Annotated in this window: 11 protein-coding genes; all 11 read right to left on the reverse strand. The window is 43.2% G+C overall.

From position 1 onward, the window contains the following. Window positions 1-3 precede the first annotated feature (3 nt). Window positions 4-1,542, reverse strand: coding sequence for a YifB family Mg chelatase-like AAA ATPase (locus tag CRO16_RS09755; protein ID WP_097056191.1), 1,539 nt, complete (start codon window positions 1,540-1,542; stop codon window positions 4-6). A 205-nt stretch (window positions 1,543-1,747) separates the two neighbouring features. After that, window positions 1,748-2,605, reverse strand: coding sequence for an N-acetylglucosamine kinase (locus CRO16_RS09760; RefSeq protein ID WP_097056192.1), 858 nt, complete (start codon window positions 2,603-2,605; stop codon window positions 1,748-1,750). Between the two features lie 52 nt (window positions 2,606-2,657). Next, a complete protein-coding gene (gene gap, locus CRO16_RS09765) occupies window positions 2,658-3,659 on the reverse strand; it encodes a type I glyceraldehyde-3-phosphate dehydrogenase (protein ID WP_097056193.1) in 1,002 nt (333 codons plus the stop codon). A gap of 18 nt (window positions 3,660-3,677) precedes the next feature. Further along, window positions 3,678-4,664, reverse strand: a complete 987-nt coding sequence (pfkA, locus tag CRO16_RS09770) for a 6-phosphofructokinase (RefSeq protein WP_097056194.1) — start codon at window positions 4,662-4,664, stop codon at window positions 3,678-3,680. 124 nt (window positions 4,665-4,788) lie between these two features. Next, window positions 4,789-6,228, reverse strand: coding sequence for an alpha-amylase family glycosyl hydrolase (locus CRO16_RS09775; protein ID WP_097056195.1), 1,440 nt, complete (start codon window positions 6,226-6,228; stop codon window positions 4,789-4,791). An 11-nt stretch (window positions 6,229-6,239) separates the two neighbouring features. Beyond that, a complete protein-coding gene (locus CRO16_RS09780) occupies window positions 6,240-8,645 on the reverse strand; it encodes a glycoside hydrolase family 31 protein (RefSeq protein ID WP_245858981.1) in 2,406 nt (801 codons plus the stop codon). A 4-nt stretch (window positions 8,646-8,649) separates the two neighbouring features. Then, window positions 8,650-10,491 (reverse strand): glycoside hydrolase family 13 protein, encoded by a 1,842-nt coding sequence (locus CRO16_RS09785; RefSeq protein WP_097056196.1) that lies wholly within the window; start codon window positions 10,489-10,491, stop codon window positions 8,650-8,652. A gap of 2 nt (window positions 10,492-10,493) precedes the next feature. Then, entirely contained in the window at window positions 10,494-12,800 is a 2,307-nt protein-coding gene (locus tag CRO16_RS09790) for a glycoside hydrolase family 65 protein (RefSeq protein ID WP_097056197.1), read from the reverse strand. 4 nt (window positions 12,801-12,804) lie between these two features. After that, window positions 12,805-13,464 (reverse strand): beta-phosphoglucomutase, encoded by a 660-nt coding sequence (gene pgmB / locus CRO16_RS09795; protein WP_097056198.1) that lies wholly within the window; start codon window positions 13,462-13,464, stop codon window positions 12,805-12,807. A 6-nt stretch (window positions 13,465-13,470) separates the two neighbouring features. Further along, entirely contained in the window at window positions 13,471-14,829 is a 1,359-nt protein-coding gene (locus CRO16_RS09800) for an MFS transporter (protein WP_097056199.1), read from the reverse strand. A 105-nt stretch (window positions 14,830-14,934) separates the two neighbouring features. Continuing rightward, the gene (locus CRO16_RS09805; protein WP_097056200.1) at window positions 14,935-15,972 is read right to left on the reverse strand and encodes a LacI family DNA-binding transcriptional regulator; all 1,038 of its coding nucleotides are present in this window, start codon (window positions 15,970-15,972) and stop codon (window positions 14,935-14,937) included. Between the last annotated feature and the right edge of the window lie 64 nt (window positions 15,973-16,036).

Here is a 16,036-nt window from a genome sequence, read left to right on the forward strand (position 1 = left end):
GGTTTATCCAAGCCATCCTTCCCTGTCCAGGCTTCTGTATTGTATGGCTTCACTAATATGGGGTCCTTTAATATTTTCTGAATCTTCAAGATCGGCAATAGTGCGGGCAACTTTTAAAATCCTGTCATATGCTCTGGCCGAAAGGTTTAGACGCTCCATGGCTACTTTTAGGAGGTTCATGGACGATTCGTCCAGTGCACAGTATTTCCTTATTTGTCGAACGCTCATTTGAGCATTATAGTGCACCTTATCATTATCTGCAAATCTCTCCGTTTGTTTTTGTCTTGCGGCGGTAACTCTTTTTCTTATTTCCACGCTGCTTTCTCCCCGCCGCTCCTCACTTAACTTTTCAAAAGGCACGGGAGTCACTTCAATATGAATATCAATGCGGTCCAGCAAAGGTCCGCTAATTTTGCTCATATATCGATGCATTTCTGCCGGGGAAGAAGTATTTGGCGATCCGGGATCATTGAAAAATCCGCTGGGGCTGGGATTCATGCTTGCCACCAGCATAAAACTTGAAGGATAGGTAACGGTAAATTTCGCCCTCGATATGGTCACCTCCCTGTCTTCAAGCGGTTGCCGCATTACCTCCAGCACACTTCTTTTGAACTCCGGAAGTTCATCCAGGAATAATACCCCGTTGTGTGACAGCGAAATCTCCCCCGGCTGCGGATAAGCACCGCCGCCAACAAGGGCTACATCCGAAATTGTGTGATGAGGACTCCTAAAAGGCCTGTGCGCCATCAATCCTACGTTCTCCTTCACCCGCCCCACAACGCTGTGGATCTTAGTAGTTTCCAGAGCTTCATGCAAGGTCATAGGCGGCAGGATACTCGGCAGGCGTTTTGCCAGCATGGTCTTTCCGGCTCCCGGCGGACCTATCAAAATGATATTATGACCGCCTGCAGCTGCGATCTCCATACAGCGTTTGATCGACTCCTGTCCTTTTACATCGGCAAAATCATGCTCCGGGTGCTCCAGTTCCTGGTAGAATTCTTTTCGGGTGTCAATTATGGTGCGTTCCAGCGGCTCTCCCCTGTCAAAAAAACGAATTAGTTGCTCTATGTTATCAATCCCGAAAACTTCAAGGTCGCTTACTATTGCTGCTTCCTTTACATTTTGCTTCGGAAGTATAAAGCCTTTAAAACCTTCTTCTTTGGCTTTTATGGCAATTGGTAAAGCTCCTCTAATGGGTTGTAAACTTCCGTCAAGAGAGAGTTCTCCCATAATAATATATTCGCTGATGTTTGGAGCTTTGATCTGGCCCGAAGCTATGAGAATTCCCATAGCAAAAGTGAGATCGTAAGCAGAACCTTCTTTCCGAAGATCGGCAGGTGCCATGTTTACGGTGATCTTTTTTCCGGGGAGACTGCGGCCTACATTTTTTAAGGCTGCTGCTATTCTGAAACTGCTTTCCTTAACAGCGATATCAGGAAGCCCAACAAGATGGTAACCTATGCCGGTGTCTACGTTCACTTCCACAGTAATGGTGGTGGCTTCCACGCCAAAAACCGCACTTCCGTAAACTTTTACCAGCATTAAAAAATTCTTTTTTTAAATGTAATAAAAATTTCGGCTTAAGGCGGTTAGGCTAAATTTTAAACTTTTTTTATGAGTTATGCTGAAAGAGAGTGAAGAGTAACGAGGCAGGAATTAAAAACCAGGGTTCTAAAAGGTATTTTTGACAGGTATAAAAAGCAACGGCTACCAAATGGTAGCCGCCGAATATACTTTTAGAAGAATCTTACTTTCCTACGATATGCTTTCGGTAGTAATCGATAATTCCGTCAATAGGTCTTTGAACAAAATTTCCGGGCTCAAGACGGTAAGGCTGTAAAGCATCTTTTATAATATCCTGTGAAAAATAGGCTATAGAGCCTACAAAATGGATAGGCACATTTTGAGCCTCTTTGAAACACAATACGCGGTGCTCAATAAAGTTCTGCATCCCTTCAGCAATAAGCTGATAGAAATAGCCATTCCTCTCGTTCTTAAAGATGAATTCTGCAAAAGAAGCCAGGTAGGTGTTTGGATTATCTTTTTTGTAAATGTTCTCTTTAATGGTATCTGAAGAAAGATCAAATTCCAGTGCAAACTTATCCGCCAGAACCTTTGGCATCTTCCGGTAATAATAATCCCTGATAAGCCTTTTTCCAAAGTAATTCCCGCTCGCCTCATCCATTAGAATGTACCCAAGAGAATCTACAGCGGTTCTTATTGTTTTTCCATCGTAGTAACAACTATTGGAACCGGTACCAAGGATACAAACGATTCCCGGTTGATCTGTCACAGCATACACGGCTGCAACCATATCTTCCTGTACTTTAACTTCTGAAGCACCCGAAAAAAATGCAGTTAGTATGGATTTTAGTAAAGCGGTAGGTTTTGGAGTACCACAACCTGCACCATAAAAGTGGACTTTTTCCACCACATCTCTTACCTGTTTAAGGTCAAGATTTTCCTCCAGTCTCTCCTGAAGTACTTCAGTTTTGAACACGGCAGGATTAAGTCCTTTAGTACGTGTTTTCAATATTTGCTCCCCCTTGGAATCCAGTAAGATCCAGTCACATTTTGTGGAGCCTCCGTCTGCTATTAATATCATAGTAGAAAAATATAGAAAAGCCCTGAATTATCAGGGCTTTTCTGGGTTTATTTTATTTAAGTGAGGCAATATGTGCACAAAGATCTACAAGTTTTGCAGAATATCCATACTCATTATCATACCAGGCTACAAGTTTAAAGAAGTTCTCATTCAGCGCAATCCCTGCTCCTGCATCAAAATTACAGATGTAAGCATTGGAAACGAAATCCTGAGAAACTACCTGCTCATCGGTATAGGAAACGATCCCTTTGTAATCTCCTTCGGCTGCTTTTTTGAATACTTCCTTGATCTGGTCGTAAGAAACAGATTTCTCAGTTCTTACTGTAAGATCAACTACAGAAACATCGGCAGTAGGTACTCTAAAGGCCATACCGGTTAATTTTCCATTTAGAGCCGGAATAACTTTTCCAACAGCTACAGCTGCTCCGGTAGAAGATGGGATAATGTTCATTAAAGCACTTCTACCACCTCTCCAGTCTTTCTTGGAAGGTCCGTCCACAGTTAATTGAGTGGCTGTGGTCGCGTGAATGGTAGTCATTAATCCTTCTACAAGCCCGAAGTTATCATCAACGATCTTCGCAAGAGGTGCAAGACAGTTGGTAGTACATGAAGCGTTGGAAACTACAGTGTCTTCAGCCTTGATATCCTGATGGTTCACGCCCATAACATACATGGGTGCATCTTTGGAAGGGGCAGAAATTACCACCTTTTTGGCACCTGCGGTGATGTGCTTTTTGGCTGTTTCATGGCTGGTGAAAATTCCGGTACACTCAAGCACGATCTCGGCTCCTGCCTCGTCCCACTTAAGATCTTCGGGATTCCTTTCGGCAGTAACCCGAATGGTCTTTCCGTTCACCACAAGATTTCCATCTTGAACATCTACAGTTCCATCGAATCTCCCGTGGACTGAATCATATTTAAGTAAGTATGCCAGGTGGTCCACATCCAGCAAATCATTTACTGCCACTACTTCTACATCATTCTTTGCTGCAGCAATTCTGAAAGCGATCCTTCCAATGCGGCCAAATCCATTTATTCCTATTTTAGTACTCATAACTTTGAATTTATTTAATTATACGGTAGTGATAGTCAATACCCGTCTCAATTCTTTATCTAACGGCCTGGTGCCTTTAATGGCAGTATTGAAATCCACCGATGTTACTATTTTATTTGTTATTCCCACCATTACTCCGCTTTCTCCTCGAAGCACGGCTTCTACAGCACCTACGCCGAGTTTGCTGGCAAGAACCCTGTCATAACAACTGGGAGCTCCTCCCCGTTGAATATGTCCCAGAACCGATACCCGAATGTCATAATCCACCATTTTTTCCCCAATGTATTCGGCAAGTTCAAAGATGTTCTTTCCGCTTTTTTCACCTTCGGCAACTACAATGATGCTGGAAGTTTTTCCGGTTTTACGGCTTTTTTCAAGGGATTCCATCATTCTTTCAACTCCCATGTCTTCTTCGGGAATAAGAATCTCCTCGGCTCCTGCTCCTACCCCGGCATTAAGCGCAATATCTCCTGCATCCCTACCCATTACCTCAACAAGAAACAGGCGGTCATGAGAACTCGCTGTATCGCGGATCTTATCGATTGCGTCAACAACGGTATTTAAAGCGGTATCATATCCAATGGTATAATCGGTGCCGTTGATGTCATTATCGATGGTGCCCGGGATCCCAACAATAGGAATTCCATGCTCATCTTCAAGATAAATGGCACCTGTGAAAGTACCGTCTCCTCCAATGACCACCAATGCATCAATGCCGGCATCCTTTAGCTTCTGAAAAGCTTTAGCCCGGCCTTCAACTGTTCTGAATTCTTTGGAACGGGCAGATTTAAGGAAAGTCCCTCCTTTATTGATAATGTTTCGAACCGAACGGGCAGTAAGCACTTCAAAGTCGCCTTCAATAAGTCCCTGATAGCCCCGGTAAATGCCCACACATTCAACGTCAAAGTAAGAACAGCTCCGCACTACGGCTCTAATAGCTGCGTTCATTCCCGGAGCATCTCCCCCGGAAGTTAAAACTCCAATTTTTTTGATCTTTTCTAACATTGACGTAAAGCTATTTTAAAAGCTTAATATAACCTAATCCGTACTGAAACTCAAACGATTTCGGTTAATAAAAAACAAAAAAGCCTCTTTTTAGAGGCTTTTTATAAATTTTTTGTGCAGTTTTTTAATTATTTGCTAATATTACATATTCCCAGGGTGCAAAATGATATTGATCATTTTTTTCCTTTTTTAATTCTTTTTTTCCCAGATAAGGTTGTAACTCCTCTGTCAATTCCAGGGAGAAATTAACGGGTTTATCAGATAAATTGGCGATATAAATGACCTTTTCTCCATTTTTTGAACGTTCAAATGCAAGAATCTGCTCATCTGCGGAAGTTTTTAGCCTCGTATAATCTGCAGCTTCTTTTCCTCCGTTAAGGGCAGGATTCTGGTTCTTTAGCTGCCCTAGCTTTTCCATTAAGGGCCACATCACTCCTTTAGTTTTTGGAATAGTATCTTTTTCAAAGAACTTTAACCTGTGGTCCATATCATATTCCTGCCCGCTATAGATTAGTGGCATTCCGGGAATGGTGTAGGTCAAAGCTACCATTGCTTCGGCAGCATCTCCCATTCTCTCTCTTACAGTTCCATTCCAGGAGTTCTCGTCATGATTGGTAACGAAATTCATTAGGTAATCATCCTGCTGATAGGTGGTATCTATCTTTTTCATGTACTCATCCCAGGCCTCAACAGTAACTTTCCCCTGTGCAAGCTGGTTCTTCAGGTGATGTCCTTCCCAGTTATACCCCATGTCAAAGGCGTTGTGGAAAAGATCTTTATCTTCCGACTCTGCCAACATGAACAACGGCTTGGTCTCTTTCAGCTTTGGCACTGCCTGCTCCCAGAATTCTGTTGGAACTTCTCCGGCCACATCTGCTCTAAAGCCGTCAATGTCATGCTCGTCTACCCAATATTTCATATCGGCAGTCATAGCATCCCACAATTCCTTGTTCTCATAATTAAGGTCCGCAACATCTGTCCATCCCCATGATTCCCCGGTTGCAGGATTCAAGGGATCAACAGGTTCTCCCTTTTCATTCTGAGTGTAGAAATCAGGATTTTCTTCTAACCATGGGTGATCCCAACCTGTGTGATTCGCCACCCAGTCCAGAATGACGTACATTCCGTTGGCATGAGCGGTTTCAACCAGTTCATCAAAATCTTCCTTGGTACCAAATTCAGGATTTACTCCCGTATAATCGGCAATGGCGTAATAGCTGCCCAGGTATTTTTTTCTTTCTTCGGGATCTTCGATATCCTCGATGCTCTTATCATTTGTAGCTTTTCTTCTTGCTTCAGAAATAGGATAAATTGGCATCAACCAGATCACTTTCACACCCAGGTCCTTTAACTGAGGAATATCTTCGGTAAAGGCATCAAAGGTTCCTTCGGGTGAATATTGACGAATATTTGCTTCATAGATCACTGCCGACTCCAGCACCTCGTTGTTTACAGGTTCAATGCTTTGTTCTTCCTGTTCCTCTACCGCAACAGTTTGTTCCGGTTCATTTTTGCAGGATGCGAGGGTCAAAATTCCCAGCAAAAAAATTGATATTCTCTTCATATAAATTAAATTTAATTGGTGATTTTTATTTTTGTAAGATCGGTTTTAAGCTCAACCGGAATTATTAATTGTCGCCGCTCCTTATCATACCGAAAAGGTATTTTTTCAGTTCCCATGTTTACCCTTTTCGGTGCAGTATTCATGTGATGAACAACAACATTCAGCTTTTTAAATTCTGAAGACTTTCTATTGTTTCCCACACTTCTTTTGATGCTAAAAGTTACTTCATTTTTTCCAACCTCACTTTCAAAATTCAGGAGCTCGTAATCTCCGGTTTGATAAGTTTCAGGAGTCTTACCGTCGTCATGAAAAAGTATTCCAGAACTTTTCTCAGTTACAGGGTCAAAAAAGTAATGCACCTCAACATCTTCTGCTGAAAAATTCTGCGTGGTCTGCAGTGGTTTTGCCATGGGAATGATCGCGCCCCCTCTTACGAAAGTTGGAATATATTCCTCCTCAAGCCCAATTACTGCAGTGCTTCCACCTTCATACTTTTCTCCGGAATAAAAATCGATCCAGTTCGATTCCTTCGGAAAATAAACTTCCTGACTGCTTACATTCTCCTGAAGCACCGGTGAAATAAGGAAATCTTTACCCCACAAATAAGTACCGGCCATTGAGTAAAGCCTGAAGTTATCCGGCTCCTCGAAGAACAAAGGTCTCATTAATGGTAAACCTTCGGTTGAATTCCTGAAGGCCAGGGTGTAATTGTAAGGCAGAAGTTGGTATCGAAGTTCTATTGCTTTTTTGGAAAGCGCTTTGGTTTTGGGTTCTCTAAAAACAGGTTCTGAGGGAACAGCTTCCTGCGCATGCGGCCGATATATGGGCTGAAAAACCCCATACTGAAGCCACCTTACGTACAGCTCATCATTAAGGTTGTCACCTGCAAATCCGCCAAGATCTGAATGCATATATGCCAGCCCCTGAAGTCCCATTTGCAGGGAAATTTCCGGCTGTGGCTTGAGTCCGCCCCAGCTGCGGTTCACATCCCCGCTCCAGGGGATCATCCCGAAGCGCTGGGATCCGGCTGCACCGGCTCTCATCAGGATGAAAGGCCGCTGCCTGGGAAAGTCTTCCCGATAGCCTTCGTAGATCATTTTGGCCCAGTAATGCCCGTAGATATTATGTACTTCGTTTGCAGTTCCGGTTGCATGAAGCAATCCTTCAGGATGGACTTCAGGTTCTCCCAGGTCGCCCCACCAACCTCCTACGCCCATTTCCGTAAGCTCTTCATAGATATTCCAGAACCAATCCCGGGCTTCAGGATCAAAAACATCGATCAGGCCGGTGTTTCCAAAGTAAAAGTCATAGGTAAAAGGATTTCCCAGAGAATCTTTCGCCAGAACATCATTTTCAACCGCCTCTTCCCACCTGTTGGAGGTGGTAAGAATAAAAGGTTCGGTGACCAGAATCGTTTTCACCCCATCCTCTGCAAGGTCCCCGATCATTTCTTCGGGCTGTGGAAAGGAATCTGTTACAAATTCCAGATTTCCCATGGTGCCCATGATCTCGTGACCAAACCAGAAAAGATCAATGATCACTGCATCTACAGGAATTTTCTCTTCTCTGAATTTTTGAATGGTATTCTGCACTTCCTCGCGGGAATGATAACCAAACCTGCTGGAAAAATTCCCAAGTGCCCATCTCGGCGGCAGGGGTTGTCTGCCTGTCAAAAGGGTGTAATTAGACATTATATTTTCCCAGGTCTTGCCAACGATCAGCTGATAAGTTTTCCTGCCGCTAATAGTTTCATAGGTCAGGGTATTGCTATGGTCGCTGTCCAGGTCAAGGTAACCGATGGGTGCATTATCAAAGTGAAGCATGTATTTTTCTGAAGAAAGAACAACAGGCAAAGTAAAATTCAAAAGTTCACTTTTGCTCTCATAACCATAATGCGCCCTGTTGTACAGTTGCAGCCTGTTTCCCCTGCGGTTCATGCCCAGCGCCCGGGCTCCTCCACCCATAAGTACTTCGGTTTCCGTCAGATTGAAGTTCAGTTTTTCATGCTCCCCGCCTGTTGAGTAGCCACTTTTTTCTGAAATTACTTTTTCTCCTTCAAAATAATAGGTGACCTGAAATGGCATTTTTGACACCTCTATGTCAAGACCTTCAGAATCAATGGTGATGGTATTTTCTGTTTCTGAAACCGTCAAGTTCACCTCCAGCGGCTCCAGTACTACAGCATGTGAATTTTCATCAAAACTTTCTCCTTCAGGAATGAAAGAAGCTTCAATAATCTCAGGAGTGTAATAGCGAAAAAGAAATTTCCCGTCGTTGGTGGTGATCTCCACGCCGGCTTCAGTCTTCTCCAGGCTTTCAAAGTTCCGGTTAGGATTTTGTGCAGCCAGGGAAAAAGAAAGGAGGAAAAGGACATTCAAAAATGCCATTTTTGGAACCTCTTTCAGCAATACCTTCATTCCGTTAATTTAGATCGATCACCAGGGAGCTTTTTTCTTCTATTTCCAATTTATCCTGCAACTGCATTTGACTGTCATTGATCACATTTCTTCCTGAAGTTGCGCCGGCAAGACCTTCAGCAAAACGGCTAAGGTCAAGTATCTGATTTTCGGAGCTGTTGTTTATCACCACCATCACCCGGTCTTCTGTATTATATCTGAAATATACATACACGTTATTTTCGGGAATGTACTGAAGCAGTTTTCCTGTGTGGAGTACTTCCTTATCCTTTCGAAAATTCAGCAGCTTTTTGGTGAATTGATGATACTCTTTCTGCTGCTGAGTTCTTCCGGCTTCAGTAAAGGCAGATTGTTCATCGGCTTCCCAACCTCCGGGAAAGTCACGACGAATATCACCATCACCTTTGGCTGGTTTGTCGCCCCTCATCCCTATCTCGTCTCCGTAATACAATTGCGGAGTGCCACGGGTAGTTAAAATAAGGGCCATGGCCATTTTATACTTTTTAAGGTCGCCGTCGAATTCTTCGTTGATGCGGTTGGTGTCGTGATTTCCGGCAAAAACAAGCAGGTTATCTGTATCTGCATAAAGAAAATCATTCGCAAAATTGTCATAGGCCCGCACCATTCCCCGGTCCCAATGCATTTCATCTTCGTTGAACATCGCCATAATTGCATCGTGCAGGGTGAAATCCATTACTGAAGGCAACCCTGTATTATAGCTTTGGATCGCTCCAACAGGAGAATCTTTTTGCCAGTAGGAGATCTGCGCCTGGTCATGCATCCACACCTCCCCAACAATATTGAAATTGGGATATTCCTCCATAATGGCTTTGGTCCATTTAGCGATCCCCTCCTTGTCATTATATGAATACGTATCGACTCTAAAGCCGTCGAGATTGGCGAATTCGATCCACCAAATGGCATTTTGAGTAAGGTAGTTCAGCACTAACGGATTGCTCTGGTTTAAATCGGGCATTGTGGAAACAAACCAGCCGTCTTCATTCAATTTTGTATCAATTCCAGATCTATGTGGATCGAATTGCGTGGTCATACGGTAATTGGAATTCTTATACCCCGGGAACTGGTGAATCCAGTCATAGGTTGGCAGGTCATCCATCATCCAGTGCTCCCCGCCCCAGTGATTGGTTACATAATCCATGATCAACTTCATGTCGCGCCGGTGCATTTCAGAAGCCAGACGGCGGTAATCTTCATTGGTACCATAGCGCGGATCTATTCTGTAAACATCACTTTGAGCATAGGTATGATAGGAATAAGAAGGATCATCATCTTCGAGTAACGGAGTGCTCCAGATCGCTGTTACACCCAGGTCTTCCAGGTAGTCCAGATTTTGAATAATACCTTCAATATCCCCTCCATGGCGACCTCCCGGCTCCTTGCGATTTGCTTTTTCCTGAAGTTCGGGATGCGAATCATTTGATGGATCTCCATTTGCAAACCTGTCCGGCATGATGAGATAGATCACGTCTGAAGAATCAAACCCTTCCCGCAATTCCGATCCTGCTTCCCGTTGTTTTAGCTCATAACTGTGAGTGAAGCTCTTTTTCCCCTTTTTGGAAAACCTGAGGTCGTAGCTACCGGCGGGAAGGCCTTCAGTTTGAACAGTTACAAAAAGGTAATTCGGGTTTTCGGTCTTCCTAATATTGCTGATGATCATTTCTTTGGGGACTGAAACCTCATATTCGGCAATATTTTTTCCGTAGAACATCAGCTGCACTTCAGAATAATTCATATCGCTCCACCAGAATGGCGGCTCCACACGATCAATCTGTGCAGTAACGGAAAGACTTCCGAAGAACAAAAAGAGGAAAATAAACTTCTTCATAGTTATACGGTTAAGGGCACACTTGGCTCCACTTTCACCACATTCCCATTGACATGGATCTCGAGCGGGTCATGACCTTCGAGGGTGAAACTGGTCTTTTCGGGTGCTACATTGATCTTTAAAATCTGGTCTCTGAAGTTAAGCTTAAAAGAATAACCTTCCCAGCCATTCGGAATTCTTGGGTTGAAAGAAAGTTTCCCGTCCACTATCCGCATCCCGCCGAAACCTTCTACGATACTCATCCAGGTGCCGGCCATACTGGTGATGTGACAACCTTCCTTAACTTCATTGTTATAATCATCAAGGTCGAGCCTGGAAGTCCTTAAATAGAACTCATAAGCCTGTTCCATTCGACCTAAAGCTGCAGCCTGTATGCTGTGAACACAAGGCGACAGCGAGGATTCATGGACGGTCAAAGGCTCATAAAAATCGAAGTGCTTTTCAAGTTCCGCTTTTGAAAAATGATCTTCAAAAAAGTAGAATCCCTGGAGCACATCGGCCTGCTTGATATAACAGGAGCGTAAAATGCGGTCCCAGCTCCACTTTTGATTGATAGGTCTTTGCGCACGCGACAATTCGCTCACCGGCACGATTTCCTTATCCAGGAAATTATCCTGCTGCAGGAAAACTTTATATTCTTCGGAATACGGGAAGTACATCTTTTCTGAAACCTCTTTCCAGTTGCTCACTTCTTCGGCAGAAAGACCGGTTTTTTCAATGATCCTGCTATAATCTGAAGCAAATTCCTGTTTTACCTTTTCAATGGAAGCAACACAATAATCTATACACCACTTCGCGATATAGTTGGTGTACCAGTTATTGTTCACGTTGTTCTCGTACTCGTTTGGCCCGGTCACCCCCAAGATCACAAATTTGTCCTTTTGGGTGCTGTAGTTGGCTCGTTGCTGCCAGAAGCGGGCAATGGCGATCATCACCTCGAGACCTTTTTCAGGGATATAGCTGAAGTCTCCGGTGTAATCGACATACCTTTTAATAGCGACAACCATTGCTCCGTTACGGTGGATCTCCTCGAAGGTGATCTCCCATTCATTATGGCTCTCCTCCCCGTTCATGGTCACCATTGGGTACAAAGCAGCTCCATTGGTAAAGCCAAGTTTTTCGGCATTTTCAATGGCCCTCCCCAGATGATTGTAACGGTAGGTTAACAGGTTTCTGGCCACCTCATGGTTTTTGGTCGCCATATAAAAGGGAATACAGTAAGCTTCTGTATCCCAGTAAGTACTGCCACCGTATTTTTCACCGGTAAATCCTTTTGGTCCTATATTCAGCCTTGCATCTGTACCCAAATAGGTTTGATTCAGCTGAAAAATGTTGAACCTTATACCCTGCTGGGCTTTCACATCTCCCTGTATAGCGATATCGGCCATTTCCCAGATCTCTGCCCAGGCTTGTTTTTGCTCCTCTAGCAAAGTTTCAAATCCTGCGGAAACTGCATTTTCAAGCACATTATTTGCTGCAAAAACCAGTTGCTCCCGCTGGTGATTCATATCGGTCACATAACCTCCAAACTTCTGAAGTGCGACTTTTTCACCTTTTTTAGCAGCTACCTCATACCTGAAGCTGATCTTTTCATTTTCCTGAATTTTAGAAAACCCGGTTTTTACCTCCCGGTCATCCTGAAAGAGCCTGGACTGCATAAAAGCAGTGGCGTGAAATTCGGTTTTAAAAGTCTTAGCGGTAATGAAGCCACGGTCGGCAATGGTATTTATCTCCAGGGTCTTCCAGAATTTCTCTTCCCAGTTGGCATCTTCATTGGTGATACCACTATCCAGATAGGGTTCAAAAATGATATTTGCGTCGACATTTTTTACCGTCAGCTCATATTTAATGGCTCCCAGTTCATTTCTTTTTAGGGAAAGGAATCTTAGCACCTTCACTTCCACCTCAAGCTCATTAGGCATGATCGCAGTAAAACTACGCTCATACCAACCTTCCTTCATGTTGAATTCTCTGCGGTAGTCTTTAACATCCTTACAGGTATGAAGGTCAAGAGCTTCCCCGTTGATGCTTACATTGATCCCAATCCAGTTGGGAGCGTTGAGTACTTTTGCAAAATATTCGGGATAGCCGTTCTTCCACCAGCCCACTTTAGTTTTATCGGGGTAATAAATTCCGGCGATATAGCTCCCCTGAAAGGTGCTTCCGGAATAATTTTCCTCAAAATTGGCCCGTTGTCCCATCGCCCCGTTACCAAGGCTAAAAAGACTTTCGGAGGCTTCTACTCTCTCTGCATCAAATCCTTCTTCAAGAATGGACCAATTGTTTGGTATGATATAATCCTGATTCATTTCTTTATTTTCTAAGAATTTTCTTTATAAAATCTATATCTATTTCAGTGAAATCGGCGAAATTGTAATTTGCTTCCTTCAGTATTTCCTTGTCTCCAATCCCTACACTTATCATTCCTGCCCGATTCGCTGCTTCGATCCCTGCCACCGAATCCTCAAAAACCACGCAATCTGAAGGCGGCAGATCTAATTTTTTGGCAGCGACAAGGAAAACCTCGGGATCGGGCTTTGCTTTAGTAACATCATTGCCATCAATAATAACTTTGAATCTCTTTTCAATCTTAAGACCTTTCAGTATCGGCCTTGCATTTTTACTGGCTGAACCCAAAGCATAAGGAATTTTATTTTCGGTTAAGTAATCCAGCACTTTTTTGACACCCGGCAGGAGATCTTCTTCGTCCATATGGGCTATTCTTTCAAGGTAATCTTTGTTTTTTGACGCCATTAGGCGTTCAAATTCGGTTTTATCCACAGTTTTATTTCCCCAACTTAATATTTGCTGCAGGGAATGCACGCGACTCACGCCTTTTAATTGTTCATTTTGTTCCATGCTGATATCAAAACCCAGATCATTGGCCATTTTTCTCCAGGCCAGATAATGGAACTTGGCAGTATCAACAATGACCCCATCAAGGTCGAATATTATTCCTTTTGTATTATTCATGAATTTTTAAACGTTTTTTACTATAACGGGTTCATCTACATCATGTATCCTTACACACAATGCTGCAGCTATAAGGAAGGCTATCCCACTGGTCACCAAAGCATAAATTGGATCTCCACCATACAGGTATTTCACCATGGGACCTCCAATGAGGGCGTTAATAATTTGAGGGATAACAATAAAGAAGTTGAAGATCCCCATATAAACCCCCATTTTTCGGGGAGGAATGGAGCCTGCAAGAATAGCATAAGGCATGGCCAAAATACTTGCCCAACCTATACCTATTCCTACCATAGACAGCAGTAACCAATATTCATTAGGAGCAATATAAATGGACAACAAGCCCACACCTCCCAGGATAAGGGAGAACATATGTGTGCTTTTTCTACCCAATTTTAAAGCAATGGCAGGCAAGAAAAATGCAAATACCGCCGAGACAGCATTATAGACTCCAAAAAGTACTCCTACCCAATCCCCTGCATCCTGATAAGTTTCACTACTGTTGTCTGTTAGCGGCAGGTCATAAATATGATGCGCTATTGCAGGAGTTGAAAAAACCCACATCCCAAAAAGGCCAAACCATGAAAAGAATTGCACCCAGGCAAGTTGCCTCATGGTGAACGGCATGTTCTTAAAATCTGTAAAAATGTCAAAAAGGCTGGATTGTTCTTTTGGTGCCAAATGCCTATAGGCAATATAGTCCTCCATTTTCTCGAGTTCTTCGGGAGAGTATTCTTTGGTGGTAAAAATGGTAACTAGAATACTCCCTACAAGTATTGCAGCTCCAATAATAAAAGAGAGCAAAAGGTTGAGGGGCACTTCTCCCGCCACAGTACGGTTACTTATGTCAAACCAGTTGGCCAGCACATAGGGCAACCAGGAACCTACAACTGCTCCAATTCCAATCAATACGGTTTGAACACTAAATCCAAGGGTACGTTGGTCTGAAGGGAGATTGTCTGCCACCAGGGCCCGAAAAGGCTCCATAGCAATATTAAAGGAAGCATCCATTACAAAAAGCATCCCCGCTCCAATCCACAGGGACGGCAGAATAGCTATAAAGAGATCGGCATTGGGCATTAAGATGAGACCTGCGGCAGCCATAAGAGCTCCCACAAGAAAAAAGGGACGGCGCCGCCCTAACCTGGTCCAGGTCCTGTCGCTGTAATAACCGATTATAGGTTGGATTACCAGTCCCGTAATAGGTGCGACCAGCCAGAACCACGAGAGTTCATGAACATCGGCTCCAAAAATTTGCAGAATTCTACTGGCGTTTGCGTTCTGTAGCGCAAAACCCAGTTGTATACCAAGAAATCCAAAACTCATGTTCCAGATCTCCCAAAAACTCAAGGTGCGTTTTTGCATTATCGTAGTATTAGATTACGATAAGCTGTTTAGACTTATCAAAACTTAAAAAGGGGAAGTAGAAATATAAGTTCTGATAAAAATCTGTCAAATATAATAAAAAAATTATACCACCGGCTTCTTTGTTTTTAATGTGGATTCTCTTTCTATTAAACTCGTATTGATAATGGCGGTTTGATACCTCTCCTCATCTACCACACGTTCCAGTCTCTCGATTAAAAGTTGAGCTGCCCGGGCACCCATTTCGGCTCCATGCTGGTTAACTGTACTTAGACTGGGCATAAATCTGCGGGATAATTCCCCGTCAGAAAAACTTATTACCAGCACATCTTCGGGAACAGTTAAGCCTTTTGAGACTAAAGCCTTTACCGCACTGGCTGCGAATTGTTCATTTACCGCAAATACCGCATCTACATTGCGGCTCTTCAGGAATTCATCGATTTGTTCCTGACTTTGATCTATGTCTTCTATTTTTAGAATCAGATCCTCATTTACAGTTATATTATTTTTCCGCAGCGCATTGAGATACCCATTAGTACGCAGTTTCCCCACACTTACATAATCTACGGTGGTAATTATTGCGATACTCCTACAACCGGAATCTATAAGATGCTGTACCGCTTTTGCAGCACCTTCGGCATCATCAATAATCACTTTATCACAAATTATTTCGTCCACTACCCTGTCCACCAGTACCACCGGCATACCCTGATTAATGACTTCCTGTAAATGGTGGTAATCTCTTTTTTGCTGTGTTTCTTTGGCAACAGAAAGAATAAAACCATCGGTGCTGCCGTTAGCCAGCATCTCCATATTCATAACTTCCCTGTCAAAAGAGTTATTGGAGAGACATATAATAACATTATAACCTTTCTTGTTTGCTACCTCCTCGATCCCGCTAATGACAGTTGCAAAGAAGTCATGTACAATTTCCGGAAGAACCAGCCCTATAGTTCTTGTCTTCCGGTTCTTTAAGCTTAAAGCAATATTGTTGGGCTTGTAGTTATATAACTTGGCAAAGGCTTTCACTTTTTGCCGGGTATCTTCTCCAATTTCCGGGCTGTCTCGTAAAGCTTTGGAAACTGTTGAGACTGAGACATCAAGTTCAAAGGCAATTTGTTTAAGGGTAAGTTTCGGCTTCATTTTTTAGTCCTCAGGGGTTTTGTAAAAAGTGGAAAAAGCAAAAATATCACAATTAGTTGTGATT

The organism is Salinimicrobium sediminis, from assembly GCF_900215295.1.
Lineage (GTDB): Bacteria > Bacteroidota > Bacteroidia > Flavobacteriales > Flavobacteriaceae > Salinimicrobium > Salinimicrobium sediminis.

What these genes read in the sequence shown, in the direction of transcription:
- CRO16_RS09800 (WP_097056199.1), bottom strand. Translation starts at nt 14,829, where the DNA reads ATGCAAAAACGCACCTTGAGTTTTTGGGAGATCTGGAACATGAGTTTT.
- CRO16_RS09785 (WP_097056196.1), bottom strand. Translation starts at nt 10,491, where the DNA reads ATGAAGAAGTTTATTTTCCTCTTTTTGTTCTTCGGAAGTCTTTCCGTT.
- CRO16_RS09805 (WP_097056200.1), bottom strand. Translation starts at nt 15,972, where the DNA reads ATGAAGCCGAAACTTACCCTTAAACAAATTGCCTTTGAACTTGATGTC.
- pgmB (WP_097056198.1), bottom strand. Translation starts at nt 13,464, where the DNA reads ATGAATAATACAAAAGGAATAATATTCGACCTTGATGGGGTCATTGTT.
- CRO16_RS09790 (WP_097056197.1), bottom strand. Translation starts at nt 12,800, where the DNA reads ATGAATCAGGATTATATCATACCAAACAATTGGTCCATTCTTGAAGAA.
- CRO16_RS09775 (WP_097056195.1), bottom strand. Translation starts at nt 6,228, where the DNA reads ATGAAGAGAATATCAATTTTTTTGCTGGGAATTTTGACCCTCGCATCC.
- pfkA (WP_097056194.1), bottom strand. Translation starts at nt 4,664, where the DNA reads ATGTTAGAAAAGATCAAAAAAATTGGAGTTTTAACTTCCGGGGGAGAT.
- CRO16_RS09780 (WP_245858981.1), bottom strand. Translation starts at nt 8,645, where the DNA reads ATGAAGGTATTGCTGAAAGAGGTTCCAAAAATGGCATTTTTGAATGTC.
- CRO16_RS09760 (WP_097056192.1), bottom strand. Translation starts at nt 2,605, where the DNA reads ATGATATTAATAGCAGACGGAGGCTCCACAAAATGTGACTGGATCTTA.
- gap (WP_097056193.1), bottom strand. Translation starts at nt 3,659, where the DNA reads ATGAGTACTAAAATAGGAATAAATGGATTTGGCCGCATTGGAAGGATC.
- CRO16_RS09755 (WP_097056191.1), bottom strand. Translation starts at nt 1,542, where the DNA reads ATGCTGGTAAAAGTTTACGGAAGTGCGGTTTTTGGCGTGGAAGCCACC.